The sequence below is a fragment of the Rhabdothermincola sp. genome (assembly GCF_036846205.1).
Classification (GTDB): domain Bacteria; phylum Actinomycetota; class Acidimicrobiia; order Acidimicrobiales; family Acidimicrobilacustridaceae; genus Rhabdothermincola.
This window is the reverse complement of record NZ_DAIUCK010000073.1, coordinates 1-17328: the sequence shown is the minus strand read 5'-3', so window position 1 is coordinate 17328 and position 17328 is coordinate 1. Positions and strand designations below refer to the sequence as shown.

At 71.5% G+C, this 17328-nt stretch carries 19 protein-coding genes and 1 pseudogene; 11 read left to right on the top strand and 9 right to left on the bottom strand.

Translation table 11 applies throughout. The annotated features are described in order from the left end of the window. A partial coding sequence (locus tag V7004_RS11185; protein ID WP_334144035.1) for an acyl-CoA dehydrogenase family protein occupies window positions 1-505 on the top strand: 505 nt, incomplete at its 5' end. A gap of 9 nt (window positions 506-514) precedes the next feature. On the opposite strand, the gene V7004_RS11180 is transcribed toward V7004_RS11185, so the two are convergent. From V7004_RS11180 to V7004_RS11170, 3 genes are all read right to left on the bottom strand, one after another. Next, window positions 515-2359 carry a N,N-dimethylformamidase beta subunit family domain-containing protein gene (locus V7004_RS11180; protein ID WP_334144034.1) on the bottom strand — a complete coding sequence of 615 codons (1845 nt, stop codon included), beginning with the start codon at window positions 2357-2359 and terminating at the stop codon, window positions 515-517. Between the two features lie 100 nt (window positions 2360-2459). Continuing rightward, the gene (locus tag V7004_RS11175) at window positions 2460-4100 is read right to left on the bottom strand and encodes an acyl-CoA synthetase (protein WP_334144033.1); all 1641 of its coding nucleotides are present in this window, start codon (window positions 4098-4100) and stop codon (window positions 2460-2462) included. Between the two features lie 61 nt (window positions 4101-4161). Continuing rightward, window positions 4162-5604: an alpha/beta hydrolase gene (locus V7004_RS11170; RefSeq protein WP_334144032.1), complete on the bottom strand. Its 1443-nt coding sequence runs from the start codon at window positions 5602-5604 to the stop codon at window positions 4162-4164. 43 nt (window positions 5605-5647) lie between these two features. On the opposite strand from V7004_RS11170, the gene V7004_RS11165 reads away from it, so the two are divergent. Beyond that, window positions 5648-6601 carry an LLM class F420-dependent oxidoreductase gene (locus V7004_RS11165; RefSeq protein WP_334144031.1) on the top strand — a complete coding sequence of 318 codons (954 nt, stop codon included), beginning with the start codon at window positions 5648-5650 and terminating at the stop codon, window positions 6599-6601. Between the two features lie 36 nt (window positions 6602-6637). Here the strand turns inward: V7004_RS11165 and V7004_RS11160 are convergent, their stop codons facing one another. Next, window positions 6638-7096 carry a MaoC family dehydratase gene (locus V7004_RS11160; protein WP_334144030.1) on the bottom strand — a complete coding sequence of 153 codons (459 nt, stop codon included), beginning with the start codon at window positions 7094-7096 and terminating at the stop codon, window positions 6638-6640. A 33-nt stretch (window positions 7097-7129) separates the two neighbouring features. Beyond that, window positions 7130-7495: a hypothetical protein gene (locus V7004_RS11155; protein ID WP_334144029.1), complete on the bottom strand. Its 366-nt coding sequence runs from the start codon at window positions 7493-7495 to the stop codon at window positions 7130-7132. A gap of 46 nt (window positions 7496-7541) precedes the next feature. Between V7004_RS11155 and V7004_RS11150 the strand changes: the two genes are divergently transcribed. Further along, entirely contained in the window at window positions 7542-8336 is a 795-nt protein-coding gene (locus tag V7004_RS11150) for a nucleotidyltransferase family protein (protein WP_334144027.1), read from the top strand. Here the strand turns inward: V7004_RS11150 and rlmN are convergent. Together rlmN and mshD are read right to left on the bottom strand one after the other, a co-directional pair. Then, on the bottom strand, window positions 8317-9375 hold the full coding sequence (gene rlmN, locus V7004_RS11145; RefSeq protein WP_334144025.1) for a 23S rRNA (adenine(2503)-C(2))-methyltransferase RlmN: 1059 nt from the start codon (window positions 9373-9375) through the stop codon (window positions 8317-8319). The genes V7004_RS11150 and rlmN overlap by 20 nt on opposite strands. A gap of 10 nt (window positions 9376-9385) precedes the next feature. Next, window positions 9386-10117, bottom strand: a complete 732-nt coding sequence (gene mshD / locus V7004_RS11140) for a mycothiol synthase (RefSeq protein WP_334144023.1) — start codon at window positions 10115-10117, stop codon at window positions 9386-9388. A gap of 71 nt (window positions 10118-10188) precedes the next feature. On the opposite strand from mshD, the gene nth reads away from it, so the two are divergent. After that, window positions 10189-10830: an endonuclease III gene (gene nth, locus V7004_RS11135; protein ID WP_334144022.1), complete on the top strand. Its 642-nt coding sequence runs from the start codon at window positions 10189-10191 to the stop codon at window positions 10828-10830. A gap of 288 nt (window positions 10831-11118) precedes the next feature. On the opposite strand, the gene V7004_RS11130 is transcribed toward nth, so the two are convergent. Continuing rightward, window positions 11119-11310 (bottom strand): hypothetical protein, encoded by a 192-nt coding sequence (locus tag V7004_RS11130; protein ID WP_334144021.1) that lies wholly within the window; start codon window positions 11308-11310, stop codon window positions 11119-11121. A gap of 57 nt (window positions 11311-11367) precedes the next feature. Here V7004_RS11130 and hisD point away from each other — a divergent pair, with 57 nt between their 5' ends. Genes hisD through hisF form a run of 6 tightly spaced genes read left to right on the top strand, consistent with a single transcriptional unit; the run spans window position 11368 to window position 16517 of the window. Beyond that, window positions 11368-12672, top strand: coding sequence for a histidinol dehydrogenase (hisD, locus tag V7004_RS11125; RefSeq protein ID WP_334144019.1), 1305 nt, complete (start codon window positions 11368-11370; stop codon window positions 12670-12672). Continuing rightward, window positions 12669-13739: a histidinol-phosphate transaminase gene (gene hisC / locus V7004_RS11120; RefSeq protein WP_334144018.1), complete on the top strand. Its 1071-nt coding sequence runs from the start codon at window positions 12669-12671 to the stop codon at window positions 13737-13739. Before hisD ends, hisC begins: the two co-directional genes overlap by 4 nt. Next, complete coding sequence (hisB, locus tag V7004_RS11115; protein ID WP_334144017.1) at window positions 13736-14356, top strand: imidazoleglycerol-phosphate dehydratase HisB; 621 nt, start codon at window positions 13736-13738, stop codon at window positions 14354-14356. Before hisC ends, hisB begins: the two co-directional genes overlap by 4 nt. 16 nt (window positions 14357-14372) lie before the next feature. Beyond that, a complete protein-coding gene (gene hisH / locus V7004_RS11110) occupies window positions 14373-14993 on the top strand; it encodes an imidazole glycerol phosphate synthase subunit HisH (protein WP_334144015.1) in 621 nt (206 codons plus the stop codon). Further along, window positions 14993-15733: a 1-(5-phosphoribosyl)-5-[(5-phosphoribosylamino)methylideneamino]imidazole-4-carboxamide isomerase gene (hisA, locus tag V7004_RS11105; RefSeq protein WP_334144014.1), complete on the top strand. Its 741-nt coding sequence runs from the start codon at window positions 14993-14995 to the stop codon at window positions 15731-15733. Before hisH ends, hisA begins: the two co-directional genes overlap by 1 nt. A 1-nt stretch (window position 15734) precedes the next feature. Next, window positions 15735-16517: an imidazole glycerol phosphate synthase subunit HisF gene (gene hisF / locus V7004_RS11100; RefSeq protein ID WP_334144013.1), complete on the top strand. Its 783-nt coding sequence runs from the start codon at window positions 15735-15737 to the stop codon at window positions 16515-16517. A gap of 3 nt (window positions 16518-16520) precedes the next feature. On the opposite strand, the gene V7004_RS11095 is transcribed toward hisF, so the two are convergent. Further along, on the bottom strand, window positions 16521-17156 hold the full coding sequence (locus V7004_RS11095; RefSeq protein WP_334144012.1) for an alpha/beta hydrolase: 636 nt from the start codon (window positions 17154-17156) through the stop codon (window positions 16521-16523). 73 nt (window positions 17157-17229) lie between these two features. Here V7004_RS11095 and V7004_RS15850 point away from each other — a divergent pair. Then, window positions 17230-17328: pseudogene (locus V7004_RS15850) on the top strand (co-chaperone GroES); the annotation flags it as partial.

Genomic DNA, 17328 nt, shown 5'->3' with positions numbered 1-17328 from the left:
GCTGGGCCACCTGCTGGGGCAGGCTCGCCTCGGGCCCGCTCGCCTGGCGCACTGCATGCGCTGGATCGGCCAGGCCGAGGTGGCGCTCGACATGATGGTCGACCGGTCCCTCGAGCGCTACAGCCACGGGTCGCTGCTGGCGGAGAAGCAGGGCATCCAGTGGCTCATCGCGGACTCGGCCATGGAGCTGTACCAGTGCAAGCTGATGGTTCTGCACGCCGCGTACCTGATCGACCGGGGCCTGGACTTCAAGACCGAGGTCTCGATGGCCAAACATTTCGTCGCCAACTCCCTGTGGCGGATCATCGACCGGGCCATCCAGGTGCACGGCGCGCTCGGCTACTCCACGGACACGCCACTCGCCGACATGCTCAAGCAGGCCCGGTGGGCCCGGTTCGCCGATGGAGCGGACGAGATCCACCAGATGCGGATCGCGCAGCGCACCATCGCGGCCTACAAGGACCACGGCACCACCAAGCCGGCCACCGGCAACCTGCCGCTCTGAGATCGCCGATCAGCCGCCGGGAGGATCGGGTACCCCGGGGGTGATGGTCGATGTGGTGTTCGGCGGTCGGGTGGTGGCTGGACCCGAGGTGGTGGGGGAAGTGGAAGGCGCGCGCTCGGTTCCTCGGTTCCGCGGAGGGGTGGTCGACGATGACGTGGTCGAGGACGACGCTGGTGGGCGCTGGCTTGCGGCCCGACCGCCGCGCAGGTAGCCGGGCCGGATCCCGAGCGAGGCGAGGTTGTTCGTCGATGGGTGGTCGTTCCCTGCCGGCCCTCGAGCGAAGGCTCGCAGCACGTTCTCAGTGAGCCGTTGAACCCGGCAGTCGGGGCTGCTCGACGGTCCCGCGGGGCACTCTGGGATGAGACGGGGGATCAGCCAGAACGTCCCGATCGCGAAGACCCCCGCACCACTGGGGGCGGTGTAGTAGGTGGAGTCGGCGTAGGAGGGGGTGCCACGGCAGGTGACGGGGGAGTGCGCGATGACCTGGATGTTGTCGGGTGTTGGGGCCTCCGGGGTCACCCGGTCGTACTCATTGCCCACCATGCCCGGAACCCGGTCTCCGTTGCGGAAACCGGTGCCTTCGAACATCCAGGCGCTCGCGTCGGCGACGACCCAGTCCGCCTTGACCGGGTTGCACTCGTAGTAGTTCCCGATGAGCGAGCTCTCCGGGTCGTTGCTCGGAGGCTCCCGCCAGGAGACGGTGACCTCATCGTCCTGCACGCCGCGCATGGGGTCCTCGGCGGCCGAGCGGTAGTTGACCTGTCGACGGTTGGGTCCGAGTGGGGAGTCCTCCAGGCGGATCTTGCGGTAGATCGCGTTGGCGCCGAGGAAGGCCAGGTTCACCCCCTGGTCACGGGCCCGTTCGAGGCCGTCACGCATCCGGGTCGAGTAGTACTCGTCGTGCCCGAGCGACACGAACCCTCGATGCCGCGCCAGCAGCTCAGGGCGCTCGTGCAGGTCGATGTCGGTCCAGTAGGTCACGTCGAGGCCGAGGCGCTCGACGAAGTAGACGAACTCGTACTCCCGCCCGAAGAACTCCCCTGAGCCGTTGCCGCCGTAGGGCCGATCGAAGCTCACCACCCGGGCCCGGGTGGACGCGCCGCCACGAGGTCCGGTGTAGAGGTTCGCCCCGCCCCAGGTGTTGTATGCCTGCCAGGTGGTGACCGAGCTCTGGACCAGCAGGTCGGCGTCGCTGCCGTCGTCGCGCACCACCATCGGGACGAAGGACTGCCCGCCGTCGGCGCTGGTCAGCTTGAGCAGGTAGACCCCCGGGGGCCAGTCCGGGCCCGTTCGGACCTCCAGCGAGGGTTGCCAGGGTGCTTCAGCCATGTTGGTCTTCCGGTCGACGACCGTGGGTGGCTGGGCCACGCCTGGCTGGTCGCCCGAGGACCACACCAGCCGCCCGCCCGATCCCCCGTAGAACCCGATTCGGTAGGCGGCGGCCTGCCAGGTGGCAGCGGTGGTGGAGACGTAGAGGGTGAACGGATCCCCGTGGTCGACGCTGGTGACGTTCGCGAACCCCCGGATCCTCTCCCATGCTCGCGGATCGTCGGGAACGATCCAGTCGCTGGTGCCGGGCCGGTTGTTCTCGATGCGGATCCAGTCCGAGCCCCGGTATCGCTCGACCCCCGAGCCACTCGCCGCGGGGGCGGCCGACCCGGCTTCCACGGGTCTCCCTCCGCCGGGGTCTCCGAGCGTGGCGGGGGTGCCGACCAGCCGCACGGTGGCGGCCAACACCACCAGGAAGACCGGCACGGTCACCACGACGGCCGCGATCCGGCCGTGCCGGCGAGGGTGCACCGGCCGAGGGGGATCGAGATCGAGCTGGCGGATGAGGTCCTCGAGCGGATTCACGTCACTCCGGCACTCGATCAAACCCTTTTCCCGCTGCTGGGCCGCGATTGTAGAGAGGCCGTCCTTGGGGGAGGCGGAGGGTCGGCGTCGTGCCTCAGCGTCAGCGCCGAGCGGCGGCGACCTCTCTGGCCCAGCGGTAGTCGGCCTTGCCGGCGGGGCTGCGCACGATGCGGTCGACGAACACGACGTCCTTGGGGAGTTTGTAGCGGGCAATGTGCTTCTCGCACTCGGCGATCAGGCTGGCCACGTCCGCCTCGAAGCCATCGCGGAGCTGCACGATGGCTACCACCTCGCTGCCCCACCGCTCGCTCGGTCGGCCGGTGACCACCACGTCGTAGACGGCGGGATGGTGGGCCAGGGCCTGCTCCACCTCCTCGGCGAAGATCTTCTCGCCCCCGGAGTTGATGGTGACCGAGTCGCGGCCGTGTAGCTGTAGCAGACCCTCTGCGGTGTAGTTGGCTCGGTCACCCGGCACCGAGTAGCGCACCCCGTCGATGACCGGAAAGGTCTTGCGGGTCTTGGCCTCGTCCCCGAGGTATCCGAGGGGCACCCGGCTCTTCTGGGCCAGCCAACCCAGCTCGTCGCTCGGCGGTTCGATCACCCGGGTCAGGTCCTCGCTCACGATGCACATCCCCGGCCCGGGGGTGAAGGTGCCGGTGGTGGCCTCTGCGCCCGCAGCACTCACCTGGGAGGCCTGCTGGCCGGTTTCCGAGGAGCCGAGCCCGTCGAGGATGGCCAAGGACGGCTGCAGCTCGAGGAACCGGTTCTTCACCGGGGCGCTCAGCGCCGCGCCCCCGCTGACCAGCATGAGCATCGAGCTCAGGTCGTAGTCGCCCCGCTCCAGCTCGTCGAGCAGTGGGCGGCCGAAGGCGTCACCCACGATGAGCAGGATGTTCACCGCTTCGGCCTGCACCGTGGCCCACACGTCGGCGGCATCGAGGCTCTGGGTGTTGGCCGGCAGCACGATGGTGTTCCCCCAGTTGAAGGCGGTGAAGGCCATCCAGTGGGCGGCGCCGTGCATGAACGGTGGGGCCGGCATGAGCTTGGCACCCCCGTTGCGGGCACTGGTCACGACGGCGTTGAGGTCCGGCCACTCCTCCCCGGTGGCCAGGTCCCGCCCACCCATCGCGGCGGGGAAGATGTCGGCCTGACGCCACAGCACCCCTTTGGGCATGCCGGTCGTGCCGCCGGTGTAGAGGATGTAGAGGTCGTCGGGTGAGGGCTGCACCGGCGGGGGGGCGGGGCTGGCTGCAGCCAGGGCGTCTTCGTACCAGACCGCGTCGGGCAGCAGCCCGTGACCGGATTCGTCGGGCACCTGCAGCAGCAGCTCGAGGCGGGGGAGGTCGGCACGGACCTCCTCCAGCGTGGGGGCGAAGGCCGAGTGGTAGATGATCCCGCGGGCCCCGGCGTCGTCGAGCAGGTAGCGCAGCTCCTCGGCCACGTAGCGGTAGTTCACGTTGAAGGGCGCGACCCGGGCCTTGTAGGCGCCGAGCATGCCCTCCAGGTACTCGTTGCCGTTGTGGAGGTAGAGCGCGAGGTGGTCCTGGCCCGATTCCCAACCGGCCAGGCGGTCCCGCTCGGCGTGCACCTCGAAGCCGTGGTCGAGCAACACGTTCGCCAGCCGCCGGGTGCGCTCCGCCAGCTGGGCGTAGGTGATGCGCCGGTCACGCCACACGATTGCTTCACGGTCGCCGATCTCACGGGCGATGGCTTCGTTGAGGACCGCGAGGTTGAACTCCATGGCCGGCGATCCTAACGGGGGCGCTCTCGGGCGCCGGAGGTGAACGGAGTCTCTGGTGCCCCTACCCGCACACCGAGCCGGGCTCGGGTAGCTCCGATCGTTCCAGGTACCGGCGTACAGCTCCGGCCACACAGCGGCTGCGGCCGATCGCGGTGTGGCCGTCCGCGTCGAAGGTCAGCAGCACCGCGCCCGGCAGGTTCGCGGCGACCACCACCGCCTCGCCGTAGGGCGTGGCCGCGTCGCCGGTGGTGCCGATCACCAGTGCCGGAGCCAGGCCTGCTGGGGCGACCGGCGCGGGCTGGCGGGTCGGCTCGATCGGCCAGAACCCGCAGGCCAGCACCTCGTTGACCGCCGCCGCCCCGAGCCTGGGGGCGCGCTGGGCGACCCGGTCGGCCATCGCCCGCCAGCCGTCGATTCCCGACGGCCTCGGGCTGTCCGTGCACACGACCGCCAGGTAGGCGCCGAACGAGTCCGAGGCGGTGAGGTAGGCGTCGGCCAGCACGGCCAGCCGGCGGGGGTCGCCGCCGTCGGCGGCCAGCAGCGCCCGGCGCAGCTCGTCGCGCCCGTCGCCCCGGTAGGTGGCCGCGATGGCTGCGAGGACGACCATGTCGGGGCCGACGATCCTGCCGTCCGCGAGCACCATCGGGTCGGTCTCGGCCCGGGCCAGGACCCGGTCGTAGAGGTCGCTCACCTCCGCCAGGTGCTGCTCCATCGCCTCGGCCTGGTCGGTGAGCATCGCCTCCACGGTGAGCGCCGGGTCCACGACACCGTCGAGGACCAGCGCCCGCAGTCGCGACGGGAACCGGCGCGCGTACTCGAGCCCGATCAGGGTCCCGTAGGAGAACCCGAGGTAGTTGAGCTGCTCTTCGCCGAGGGCCCGCCGGATCATCTCCAGGTCCATGGCGTTGACCGTGGTGTCGATGTTGGCCAGCAGCCCCGGGTCCTCCGCCCCGCAGCGGGCCGCGAGACGCGCCGCTTCGCGCTCGAGGATGGCCTGCTCATCGGGGGTGTCGGGGTGCGGGTCGAGCCCGAGGAAGCCGGCGTGGCCGGCGCCGCACTCGAGGGGCTCGCTGCCGCCGACCCCGCGAGGATCCCAGGACACGAGATCGAAGCGGTCGGTCAGGTCGGCGAGGCTCCCGCTCTCGAGGAACCCGATGCCGGATCCGCCGGGACCCCCGGGATTCACCAGCAGCGAGCCGAGCCGCCGTTCGGGGTCCGGCACCGGTCGGCGGGCCACAGCCAGGCGGATCGTGCCCCCACCGGGGTCGCCGTAGTCGACGGGCACCTCCACCGATCCGCACTCGAGCTGGTCACAGGGCTGCCAGTGGATTGGCGCCGGGTCCGGCAGCGGGGGTGTGCTCGGGGCCGCACTCGGGGCGATCGCTGTACTGGTGGTCGGCGCCGGGTCGCCGCGCACCACCGGCCGGGGCTCGTCTCGGGCGCAGCTCGCGGTGGTGAGCAGGAGTGCGACCGCCATGAGGCGGGCGCAGCACCGGGCACGCATGGGCGGAGATGCTACGAGCACCTTCTCGGTAGGGTTCGTCACCATGATCTTCGGAACCTTCGTGCCCCAGGGCTGGAAGATGGAGCTCGCCGGCATCGCCGATCCGCAGGGCAAGTGGGCCAAGGCGGTCGAGATCGCGGAGCTGGCCGAGCAACTCGGCTACGACTCGGTGTGGGTCTACGACCACTTCCACAACGTGCCGGTCCCGGCCCATGAGACCGTCTTCGAGTGCTGGACCACCCTGGCGGCCATCAGCCAGCGCACGAGCCGCATCAGGCTCGGCCAGATGGTGGGGTGCGCCTCGTACCGAAACCCCGGACTGCTGGCGAAGATCACCTCGAATCTCGACGTGATCAGCGGCGGGCGCCTCGACTGGGGGGTCGGCGCGGGCTGGTACGACCACGAGTACCGGGCCTACGGCTACGAGTTCCCCCCGGCTCGGGACCGCATCCGGATGCTGCGGGAGACCGTCGAGATCGTGAAGCTGATGTGGAGCGAGGCCGACGCCCACTACGAGGGTGAGTTCTTCACCATCACCGGAGCGCAGTGCGACCCCAAGCCGCTGCAGCAGCCGCACCCGCCGATCTGGATCGGGGGCGGGGGAGAGCAGCTCACGCTCCGGGTGGTGGCCCGCCACGCCGACCGCGCCAACTTCGGTGGCAAGCCGCACGAGTTCGCGCACAAGTGCGAGGTCCTCAAGGAGCACTGCCGGGCGGTCGGGCGGGACTACGACGAGATTCTCAAGACCTGGTCGCCCGAGGTGTTCATCCGCGAGGACGAGCGCGAGATCGAAGCCGGCGGCACCCGCTCGTTCTGGGGCGAGCCCTACGACTCGTGGCGGGAGGGGAACCTCGTGGGCACCCCGGAACAGGTCTACGAGAAGATCAAGGCCTACGAGGCGCTCGGGGTGGGCGGCATCGTCCCGTGGTGCTCGGACTATCCGGAGACCGAGACCCTCACCCTGCTGGCCGAGAAGGTCATGCCCGAGCTGCGCTGACCCGGGCCGGCGATGCGAGCGGCCCGGCCCGGCCGGTCAGTCGTAGTAGCGGAAGATGATCTCGGCCACGCAGGAGGGCTTCGAGGCCCCTTCGCACTCGAAGGTGAAGGTCATCGTCACCTGCGCGCCGCCGGGGATGTCTTCCACACTGACCAGCTCGGCGCCCAGGCGCAGCTTCGCCCCGACGGGGACCGGGGCGGGGAAGCGCACCTTCCCGCAGCCGTAGTTGACCCCCATCTTGATGCCCTCCACCCGCAGGATCTGGGGCATGAGCATCGGGCCGAGCGACAGGGTCAGGTAGCCGTGCGCGATGGGGCCACCGAAGGGGCTCTCCTTCGCCGCCCGCTCGGGATCGACGTGGATCCACTGGTGGTCGCCGGTGGCGTCGGCGAAGAGGTTCACCCGTTCCTGGGTGATCTCCACCCAGTCGCTGAAGCCCAGGTGCTGGCCGACCTTTTCCTTGAGGCCGGCGATGCCGTTCACGGTGGTGGTCATGGGGGCATCATGCCCCGGCACCGCGGTGGGCTGCTATTTGAACCAGACCCGCTGGTAGTCGCGGCTCATGGGGTGCACCAGCAGGGCGAACAGGGCGATGGGGAAGATCGCGCCGATCAGGAAGACCGGGTCGAAGATGATGGTGAGCCGGCCGACGAGCGGGAGCACCACCCCGAAGAGCAGCGACACGGTGGCCACCGCCACCGCGAGGACGTAACCCCACTTCTTCTCGTTGGCGATGCCCAGGCCGCCGGCGACCTGCCCGATGATGACCAGCAGGGCGATCGGGTTCGCGAACCCGCCGAACAGCAAGCCGAACACCGCGTTCAGGTAGAGCAGGATCACGGCCACGTACAGGGTCTGGGGCTGCGATGGATTGGTCCACCGGCGGGTTTCCATGGGTGACAGTCTGGCAGCAAGGCACCGGTCTGCGTACCCCGGTGAGGTGGTCGCGGTGGTGCTGGCGGCCGGTGAGGGCCGGCGGCTCCGCCCCCTCACCCACGTGCAGCCGAAGCCACTGTGCCCCGTCGGGGGGGTTCCACTGCTCGACCTGGCCCTCGAGCGGGTCCGGCGCGTCGCCGTAGCCTGCTCGGTGAACGTCCATCACGGCCGGACGGCTCTCGAGGAGCACCTCGCCGTCAGCCACCCCGACGTGCACGTGTCGGTGGAGGCTAAGCAGGCGCTGGGCACGGCCGGCGCGCTGGGGCAGCTGCGGGACTGGATCGGCGGGCGGGCCACCCTGGTCGTGAACGCGGACACCTGGGCCGAGGCGGACCTCGCCGCCTTCGTGGCTGGTTGGGACGGTGAGCGGGTCCGCCTGCTGGTCGGGGGTCAGCCCGTGTTCGGCCCTCGCATGGCGGTGGCGGCCGCCCTGATGCCCTGGGCCGACGTGGCGGCGCTCAGCCCGGAGCCCTCGGGGCTCTACGAGCGGTGCTGGGCCGCCGCTGCCGACGCGGGGCGGGTCGAGGTCGTCGGTCATCCCGGCCCGGTCGTGGACTGCGGGACCCCCGCCGGGTATCTCCGGGCGAACCTGCTCGCCGCCGATCGGAGCGCGGGGTCGATCATCGCCCCCACCGCGCAGGTGAGCGGGTCGGTCGAGCGGTCGGTGATCGGCGAGGAGGCCAGGGTGGCCGGGACGGTGCGGGACTCGGTGCTCTGGCCCGGTGTGGAGGTGGCGTCCGCAGAACTGCTCGAGCGGGCGGTCCGGGCCACGGAGCGGGTCACCGTGCTCGTTCGCTGAGGGTCACCGGCTGGCCGGGCTCCTGGGGTGAGCCGGCCCGGGCGGCGCGCAGCTGTCCGCAGGCGGCGTCGATGTCGCCACCCCGGTTGGCCCGCACCGTCGTGTTCACGCCGAGCGATCGCAGCCGCGCCGCGAAGTCCCGTACCCGGGCCGGGGGCGTGCCGCGGGTGGGATAGCCGGGTGTGGGGTTGAGGGGGATGAGGTTCACGTGCCCCCGCAGCTCACGGGCCAGGGCGGCCAACTCCCGGGCATCGTCGGGCCGGTCGTTGACCCCGTCGATGAGGGCCCACTCGAAGGACAGCCGCCGGTGCGTCGCCGCCACGTGGTCCCGGCACGCCGCCGCCAGCTCGGCCAGCGGGTAGCGGCGGTTGATGGGCACCAGCTCGTCGCGCAGCCGGTCGTTCGCGGCGTGCAGCGAGACCGCGAGGTTGACCGGGAGCGCCTCTCGGGCGAGGCGGCGGATGCCGGGGACGATCCCGACGGTGGACACCGTGAGGTGTCGGGCCGAGATGCCCACGGCATCGTGGAGCCGTTCGATCGCCGCCCAGGTGGCGTCGTAGTTGGCCAGCGGCTCACCCATGCCCATGAACACGACGTTCGACACCCGGCGCGGGGCCGCCTCCCGGGCGGCCCGGATCACCTGCTCCACGATCTCGCCGGTGCTGAGCTGCCGATCGAAGCCGGCCTGTCCCGTGGCGCAGAAGCCGCAGCCCATCGCGCAGCCGGCCTGCGTGCTCACGCACACCGTCGAGCGGTCCGGGTAGTGCATCAGCACGGTCTCGATCTGCTTGCCGTCGGGTAACCGCCAGAGCCACTTCACGGTGTCACCCTGGTCGGTGACCAGCCGGCCCACCTCGACCAGCGCCGGTGGGTGGGCCGCTGCCAGTGACGCCCGGATCGTCTTCGGCACGTCGGTCAGCTCGTCGGGCAACCGGGCCTTGCGGTGCAGGCCCGACCACACCTGGTCCACCCGGTAGGGCGGCTCGCCGTCGAGCACCTGCGCCAGGTCGGCCCGGTCCAGGTCGTACAGGGACACCACCGCGTGCAGGTTACGGGAGGCCGGAGCGGTACCAGCGATGGGAGTGGTGGTGCTTGAAGCCCAGGGACCGGTAGAGCGCCAGGGCCGGCTCGTTGTCGGCCTCCACATACAGCATGGCGGTGTCGAGCCCGAGCGAACCGAGGTGCTCGAGCCCGGCGATGGCCAGCTCCCGGCCGAGCCCCCGGCCGTGGAAGGCCGGGTCGACCGCGATCACGTAGATCTCGCCGAGTGGTGGCTGCTCGTCCCGATGGACCTTGGTCCAGCAGAAGCCGACGAGGCGGCCGTCGCGCTCATGGAGGAGGAAGCCTCGGGGATCGAACCAGGGTTCGCGCTCGCGGGTGCGAAGGTCGGCGACCGACCAGCCTGCCTGGTCGGGATGCCAGGCGAACGCCCGGTTGTTCAGCTCGAGCCACGCCGGTTCGTCCTGATCGGGCACGAAGGGTCGCACCGCCAGGTCGGTGTGCTCGACGATCGGCAGGGGCCGCCGGAGCTGAAGCAGGTCACGAGTGAGCCGGAGGCCGGCCCTGGTGGCGGCGGCGTCGAGCTCGGCCGGTGAGGGCTGCGCCTCCAGCTCCAGCACCGAGCCCGCGGCTCGGGTCAGCTCGACTGCCTGTCGTAGCAGTGCCCCACCCTGATCCGGGAGGTCCTGGCGGTCGAGCTCGGTGAGGGCCCGTTCGATGGCGGCGAGCTCACTGGCCCGGCGGTCATCCACCAGTGGTGGTTCAGCGGCCAGCGCGAGCATGGGAGGCGACAGTAGCGGGGAGGTCCGGGGCGGCAGAGTGCCGGTCCGGTGATCGCTAGCCTGCAGCGCCGATGGGTCGACCCCGTACGCCGGCCGGGCGGGCGCGAGAGACGATGCGGCGCCTCGCCGAGGAGTACCCCGAGGCCCACTGCGAGCTCGATCACGCCAATGCCTACGAGCTGCTGGTGGCGACGATCCTGTCGGCCCAGTGCACGGACGCCCGGGTGAACCAGGTGACCCCGGCGCTGTTCGCGCGGTACCCGACCCCCGAGGACCTGGCGTCGGCTCGGCCGGAGGACGTCGAGGAGCTGATCCGCTCCACCGGGTTCTACAAGAACAAGACCCGCAACCTCCTGGGCATGGCCGCCGCGCTGACCGAGCGCTTCGGGGGTGAGGTCCCGGGGGCGATGGAGGATCTGGTCACGCTCCCCGGCGTGGGCCGCAAGACCGCCAACGTGGTGCGCAGTGTCGCGCTGGGCCTGCCGGGGCTGCCGGTGGACACCCACGTGCTCCGGCTGGCCAAGCGGCTGGGTCTCACCACGTCGAGTGATCCGGTGAAGGTCGAGCACGAGCTGAACGCCATGATCCCGCCTGCCGAGCGGGGCCCGTTCAGCCTGCGCCTCATCCTCCACGGCCGTCGGGTCTGTGTCGCCCGGCGGCCGCGCTGCGAGGCGTGCGTGCTGGCGGACTTCTGCCCGAAGGTCGGCGTCTGAACCCGTGTGAATTTGTTCACGGTTCGGGCGGCATGGCGTCCGTCCAGCTCGGAAAAAGCGGCTCAGCCGTGATCGGAGCCACGAGCCAGCAGGAGAAAATCCTCCCCGAGAGGTACCAACCCGGCCCCGACTCGTTGTAAGGTACGCGTTACCAGGTTCCCGCCACCTGGTACCCGGCGACACGTCTGGGATCCGCCGCCCAGTGTCGCCCCGGCCGGCGCCCTACGGGGCGCCGGCCCTCGTTTTGGCCGGATCCGCCTGCCTGCCCTCGCTGTTGGCCGCGCGCCGTCAGTCCAGCCGGCGAAGCACCTGTGCCAGCCGGCGCACGGCCATCCGCAACGCCCGCTCGACCTCGTAGAGGTCAGCGGCGAGGGCATCCTGGCGCCGGCGCTGGAGGCTGCCGGCGAGCCGCTCCACCCGGGCGGAGAGGTCATCGAGGCTGGTGGACACGGACGACAGCTCGGCGCGATCGGGATCCATCCCCCCAAGTCAAACCGGTACCGGCCTCGGCGGGCACGCCCGCTACCGTTGGGCGCCGTGCTGAACCGTGTGGATCTCCGTGGTGTCACCGATCTCCGCGGCGCCCTGCCGCGGCCGGTCAGCACCGCTGAGCCGCCGCTGGCGGCCGTGCGGGCGATCCTTGACGATGTCCGTGCCCGCGGCGATGACGCCCTGCGTGAGTACACGGAGCGCTTCGACGGCGTGGCCCTCGACGACCTGCGGGTGCCGCCCCGGGAACTTGAGCAGGCGCTGGGCGCGATCCCCGACCCGGTCCGGGAGGCGATCACCGCCGCCCACGACGCCATCCGCGATTTCCACCAGGCTCAGCTGCACCCGGAGAGGATCTACGAGCGTGACGGCGTCGTGGTGCGGGAGCGGGCGGTCCCCGTGGACCGGGCCGGGTTGTACGTGCCGGGAGGGCGGGGGGCCTACCCGTCGACGGTGCTGATGACCGCGGTCCCGGCCCGGGTGGCCGGTGTGCCCGAGCTCGTGCTGTGCGTGCCGCCCGACCGGGAGCGGGGAGCGGTGGCCGAGGTCACCCTGGCGGCCGCCGCCCTCGCCGGGGTCGAGGAGGTCTACGCGGTGGGCGGCGCGCAGGCCATCGCCGCCATGGCCTACGGCACGGAGTCGATCCGCCCGGTGGACGTCATCGCCGGTCCGGGGAACGTGTACGTCGCGCTCGCCAAGCAGGAGGTGGCAGGCATCGTGGGCGTCCCGTCCGCGTTCGCCGGGCCCTCGGAGATCGTGGTCGTGGCCGACGACTCCACCCCGGTCGAGCTGGCCGCGATCGACCTCATCGTCCAGGCCGAGCACGGGCCCGACGGCGCCGCGTGGCTGATCACCTGGTCCGAGCCGGCGGCCGAGGCGATCGACCGGGCGGTCGCCCGGCTGGTCGAGGTCGCGCCCCGGCGGGCCGAGATCGAATCGACACTCCGCACCGGCGGCCACCTGGCCCTGGTCGACGACGCCGAGCAGGCCATCGAGCTGGCCAACCTCATCGCCCCCGAGCACCTCCAGCTCATGTCGTCGGATCCCGACCGGCTGGTCCCGCTGGTCCGTCACGCCGGCGCGGTGTTCTGTGGCTCCTTTGCACCGGCCTCCGTGGGCGACTACCTCGCCGGCCCGAGCCACGTCCTGCCCACCGCCGGTACCGCCCGCTTCGCCAGCGCGCTGACCGTCGGCGATTTCCTCAAGCAGCTCCACGTCATCAGCCTCGACCGGGCGGCGTTCGAGAAGGTGGCGCCGTACGTGCAGACCCTCGCCGAGATCGAAGGCTTCGACGCCCACGCCCGGTCGATCCTGCTGCGCACCACGGCTCCCGCCGGCGAGGGCGCCCCGTGACGCCGACCCCCCGCGCCGATCTGGCGCTGATGGACGGGTACCACTCACCACAGCTCGACGTGGCCGTCCGCCTCAACACCAACGAGTCCCCGGAGCCTCCGCCGGCAGCCTGGGTGGACGAGCTGGCACGGGCGACCCGGACCATCGCCTGGAACCGCTACCCCGACCGGGACGCGACCGAGCTGCGGGCTGCCATCGCCCGGCTTCACGAGGTCGATCCCAGCCAGGTGTTCCCGGCGAACGGCTCGAACGAGGTGCTCCAGACCGTGCTGCTGGCCTACGCGGGAGCAGGCCGGCGGGTCGCGGTCTGGGAGCCGACCTATGCCCTGCACGGCCACATCGCCCGGCTGGTGGGCTCGACCGTCGTCGAGGGGGAACGGGGCCCGGACTTCTCGCTCGACCTGGCGGAGGTCCGCCGGCTCCTCGACGATCCCGAGCCACCTGCGGTGGCGTTCCTGTGCTCACCCAACAACCCGACCGGGGTGGTCGACTCGCCCGACGACGTGCGGGAGGTCCTCGGGCTGGCCCGGGCCCGTGGGTGCCTGCTCGTCGTCGACGAGGCCTACGCCCAGTTCGCGCCCTGGTCAGCCCTCGAGCTGGTGGCCGAGGACCAGCCGCTGGTGGTGACCCGCACGTTCTCCAAGACCTGGTCCATGGCCGCGGGTCGACTCGGTTACCTGATCGGGCCGGCAGCCGTGGTCGAGCAGCTCTTCAAGGTCGTGCTGCCGTACCACCTCGACTCGTTCAAGCAGCTGGCCGGCCGCCTGGCGCTGGAGTACGTCGACGAGATGGAAGCCCGGGTCTCGCATCTGGTGGACGAGCGCGGCCGGCTGGTCGCCGCGCTGGGCGAGCTGCCGGTGGAGGTGTGGCCGTCGGGGGCCAACTTCGTGCTCTTCCGGCCCGTCGAGCGCGACGGTCGGGCGGTGTGGGAGGCACTGGTTGAGCGCTCGGTGCTGGTGCGGGACTGCAGCTCGTGGCCCCGTCTCGAGGGCTGTCTGCGGGTCACGATCGGCACTGCCGAGGAGGACGACGCGTTCCTCACCGCACTCAGGGAGATCCTCACATGACGACCAGTTCCTCCAGTCCTTCCGGCTCCGCCCGGCGGTCTGTCCGCCATCGCACCACCAAGGAGACCGAGGTGTCCGTCGAGCTCGCCCTCGATGGCACCGGCGCGGTCGAGGTGGCCACGGGCATCCCCTTCTTCGACCACATGCTCACCCAACTCGGCCGTCACGGTGGGTTCGACCTCACCCTGCGGGCAGCAGGGGATCTGGAGGTCGATGCCCATCACACGGTCGAGGATGTCGGCATCGTGCTCGGCGAGGCCTTCGGCGACGCCCTGGGGGACAAGGCCGGCGTTCGCCGGTTCGCATCCAACCGGGTGCCCCTGGACGAGGCCCTGGTCGACGTGGCCCTGGACCTGTCCGGTCGCCCGTATCTGCACTACGAGGTGGCGTTCCCCGGGGAGAAGATCCTCGGGGAACCGCCGTTCGACCCGCAGCTGGTGGAGGAGTTCTGGCGGGCCTTCGCCACCGCCGCGGCGCTGACCCTGCACATCACCCTGGTCCGCGGCCGCAACACCCACCACATCGTCGAGGCCACGTTCAAGTCCGTGGCCCGCTCGCTGCGGGACGCCGTGCGGGTCGAAGGCACGGGCGTGCCCTCCACCAAGGGTGTGCTGTGAGGGTCGAGGTGCTGAGGTGACCCTCATCGCCGTCCTGGACTACGGCATCGGGAACCTGCGCTCCGCCCAGAAGGCCCTCCAGCACGTGGGGGCCGATGCCCGCCTGACCGCCGACCCCCGGTTGGTGCGCGAGGCGGCAGGGGTGGTGCTGCCGGGGGTCGGCTCGTTCGGGCGTTGCATGGAGGCCCTGCGGGACAGCGGGCTCGACGTGGTCGCGCTGGAGGCGATCGAGCGCGGCACGCCGTTCTTCGGCATCTGCGTGGGGATGCAGCTGCTGTACGAAGGCTCCGACGAGTCGCCGGGCGTGGCCGGGCTGGGGGTGCTCGACGGACACGTCCGGGCACTTCCCGACGGGGTCAAGCGGCCGCAGATGCAGTGGAACGTGCTCGACGTCGTGCGGCCCTCGCCCCTGCTCGATTCGCTGCCCGAGCCTATCTGGATGTACTTCGTGCACTCCTATGCCGCCGACCACGACGGGGGCGTGATCGCCACCTGCGACTACGGCGGGCCGGTGGTCGCCGCGGTCCAGCGGGACCACGTGTGGGCCACCCAGTTCCATCCCGAGAAGTCCGGGGCGGCGGGGCTGGCCGTCCTGCGCAACTTCGTCGATGCCGCCGCAGGGCGGGCGGCCGCCTGATGGACCTGTATCCCGCCATCGACCTGCGCGGCGGTCGCTGCGTACGGCTCTTCCAGGGCGACTACGCCCGAGAGACCGTGTACCACGACGACCCGGTCGCGCAGGCCCGGGTCTTCGCCGCTGCCGGCGCCGGATGGCTGCACGTGGTCGACCTCGACGCGGCCCGCACGGGACACCCCGTCAACCGCGACGCCGTGGCGCGGATCGCCAGCGCGGTGGACGTGCGGGTCCAGACCGGGGGAGGGGTGCGCGACGAGGCCGCCGCGGAGGCGTTGTTCGAAGCCGGGGCGGCCCGGGTCGTGTTGGGCACCGCGGCGCTGGAGCAGCCGGCCCTGGTGGCCCGGCTCGCGGCGCGGTACCCGGTCGCCGTGGGCCTCGATGCCCGCGGTCGCGACGTGGCGGTGCGCGGCTGGCTCCGCAGCAGCGGCCACGACCTGCTGGACGTGGCCCGCGGCTTCGAGGACCAGGGGGTGGAGGCGCTGGTGGTCACCGAGATCGGCCGCGACGGCACCCTCGAGGGTCCCGACGTGGAGGGACTGGCCGAGGTGCTGGACGCGACCTCGCTCGACGTCATCGCCTCGGGAGGTGTCGGCAGCCTCGACGACCTGCGCACCCTGGCTGCGCTCCGCAGTCGCCGCGGTCGGGCCCTGGCCGGGGTGATCGTCGGCCGGGCGCTCTACGAAGAGCACTTCACGGTGGCCGAGGCGCTGGCCGCGCTGGCTGAGCCAGGGGGTCGTTGACGTGCGCACCGCTCGGGTCATCCCCTGCCTGGACGTCGACAGGGGACGGGTCGTCAAGGGCGTGAACTTCGTCGACCTCCGGGACGCCGGTGATCCGGTGGAGCTGGCTGCCCGCTACGACGCCGAGGGCGCCGACGAGTTGGTCTTCCTCGACATCACCGCGTCGAGCGACGACCGGGCGACGATCGTCGACGTGGTGCGCCGCACCGCCGAGCAGGTGTTCATCCCCTTCACGATCGGCGGCGGCATCCGCAGCGTGGATGACGCCCGGGAACTGCTGCGAGCGGGGGCCGACAAGGTGTCGGTCAACACGGCCGCGGTGGCCCGCCCGCAGCTGATCGCGGAGCTCGCCGAGGAGTTCGGGGCTCAGTGCGTGGTGGTGGCGATCGACGCCCGGAGGTGCACACCGGGTCCGGGGACCCCGACCCCTTCAGGCTTCGAGGTGTTCACCCACGGTGGGAGGACCCCGACCGGCATCGACGCGCGCTGGTGGGCGCAGGAAGCGGTCCGGCTCGGCGCGGGCGAGATCCTGCTCACCTCGATGGACCGGGACGGCACGCGCGACGGCTTCGACCTGGAGCTGACCCGAGCCGTGTCCGACGCGGTGGCAGTGCCGGTCATCGCCAGCGGTGGTGTGGGGTGCCTCGAGCATCTCGCCGAGGGCGTGCTCGACGGCCATGCCGACGCGGTGCTGGCGGCGTCGATCTTCCACTTCGGTGAGCACACCATCGCAGAGGCCAAGCAACACCTCGCGGCCCGGGGCGTCACGGTGCGCCCGGTGTGACGCTCAGCCTGCGCGGCGGGGTAGGTCGCCGACGCGCCGGCGCACGAGCGAGGCCAGCGCATCGGTCCGTCCCAGCAGGAAGTGATCCGCGCCGGCCACGGTGTCGATGGTGGTGTTCACCCAGCCGGCGGTGGCCTCGGCGGCGGCCGTCGGCGGGCGGAACTGATCGTGCTCGGGGACGATGAGGTGCTTGGGACGGGGGTCGTGGGCGGCCGCCAGTGCCTCGGGTGGGAGCACCCGTAGCGTGGGCGCGACCGGCACCCACCCGTCGATCCGCTCGTCGACCACGCTCAGGGATACGTCCCCGCCGAAGGACCATCCGACGACGGCGAGCGGCGCCGGCGCGCCGGCCGCCTCCAGGGCGTCGAGGGCAGCCACCACGTCGAGCGCTTCGTCGACCCCGCCACCGTGGGTGCCCTCCGAACCCTCCACTCCCCGGAAGTTGAACCGCAGGGCGACGATCCCCGACCCGGGCAGCAACCGGAACAGCTCGCTGGTCACCACCGAGCGCATCGAGCCGCCGTGGAGGGGGTGCGGGTGGGCGAGCACCACCGATGCCGTGGGGTGCTCGGGGGCCCGCATCTCGGCCTCCAGGGCCAGACCATCGGCGGTCCGCAGTACCAGCGAGTCGTCAGCCACGGGCAGAGACGGTACCGTCGGAGCCGTGACAGCGGAGACCGGGTCGGGCGACGACGAGAAGCTTCCGATCAAGATGATGAACGATCGGATCCTCGTGAAGACGGGCGGGCCCGAAGGGGAGCGGCGCTCCACCGGAGGCATCCTCATCCCCGCCACCGCGCAGATGGGGAAG

What these genes read in the sequence shown, in the direction of transcription:
- V7004_RS11165 (WP_334144031.1), top strand. Translation starts at nt 5,648, where the DNA reads ATGATCTTCGGAACCTTCGTGCCCCAGGGCTGGAAGATGGAGCTCGCC.
- V7004_RS11155 (WP_334144029.1), bottom strand. Translation starts at nt 7,495, where the DNA reads ATGGAAACCCGCCGGTGGACCAATCCATCGCAGCCCCAGACCCTGTAC.
- hisB (WP_334144017.1), top strand. Translation starts at nt 13,736, where the DNA reads ATGACGACCAGTTCCTCCAGTCCTTCCGGCTCCGCCCGGCGGTCTGTC.
- hisA (WP_334144014.1), top strand. Translation starts at nt 14,993, where the DNA reads ATGGACCTGTATCCCGCCATCGACCTGCGCGGCGGTCGCTGCGTACGG.
- mshD (WP_334144023.1), bottom strand. Translation starts at nt 10,117, where the DNA reads ATGCTCGCGCTGGCCGCTGAACCACCACTGGTGGATGACCGCCGGGCC.
- V7004_RS11175 (WP_334144033.1), bottom strand. Translation starts at nt 4,100, where the DNA reads ATGGAGTTCAACCTCGCGGTCCTCAACGAAGCCATCGCCCGTGAGATC.
- V7004_RS11130 (WP_334144021.1), bottom strand. Translation starts at nt 11,310, where the DNA reads ATGGATCCCGATCGCGCCGAGCTGTCGTCCGTGTCCACCAGCCTCGAT.
- nth (WP_334144022.1), top strand. Translation starts at nt 10,189, where the DNA reads ATGGGTCGACCCCGTACGCCGGCCGGGCGGGCGCGAGAGACGATGCGG.
- V7004_RS11160 (WP_334144030.1), bottom strand. Translation starts at nt 7,096, where the DNA reads ATGACCACCACCGTGAACGGCATCGCCGGCCTCAAGGAAAAGGTCGGC.
- V7004_RS11170 (WP_334144032.1), bottom strand. Translation starts at nt 5,604, where the DNA reads ATGCGTGCCCGGTGCTGCGCCCGCCTCATGGCGGTCGCACTCCTGCTC.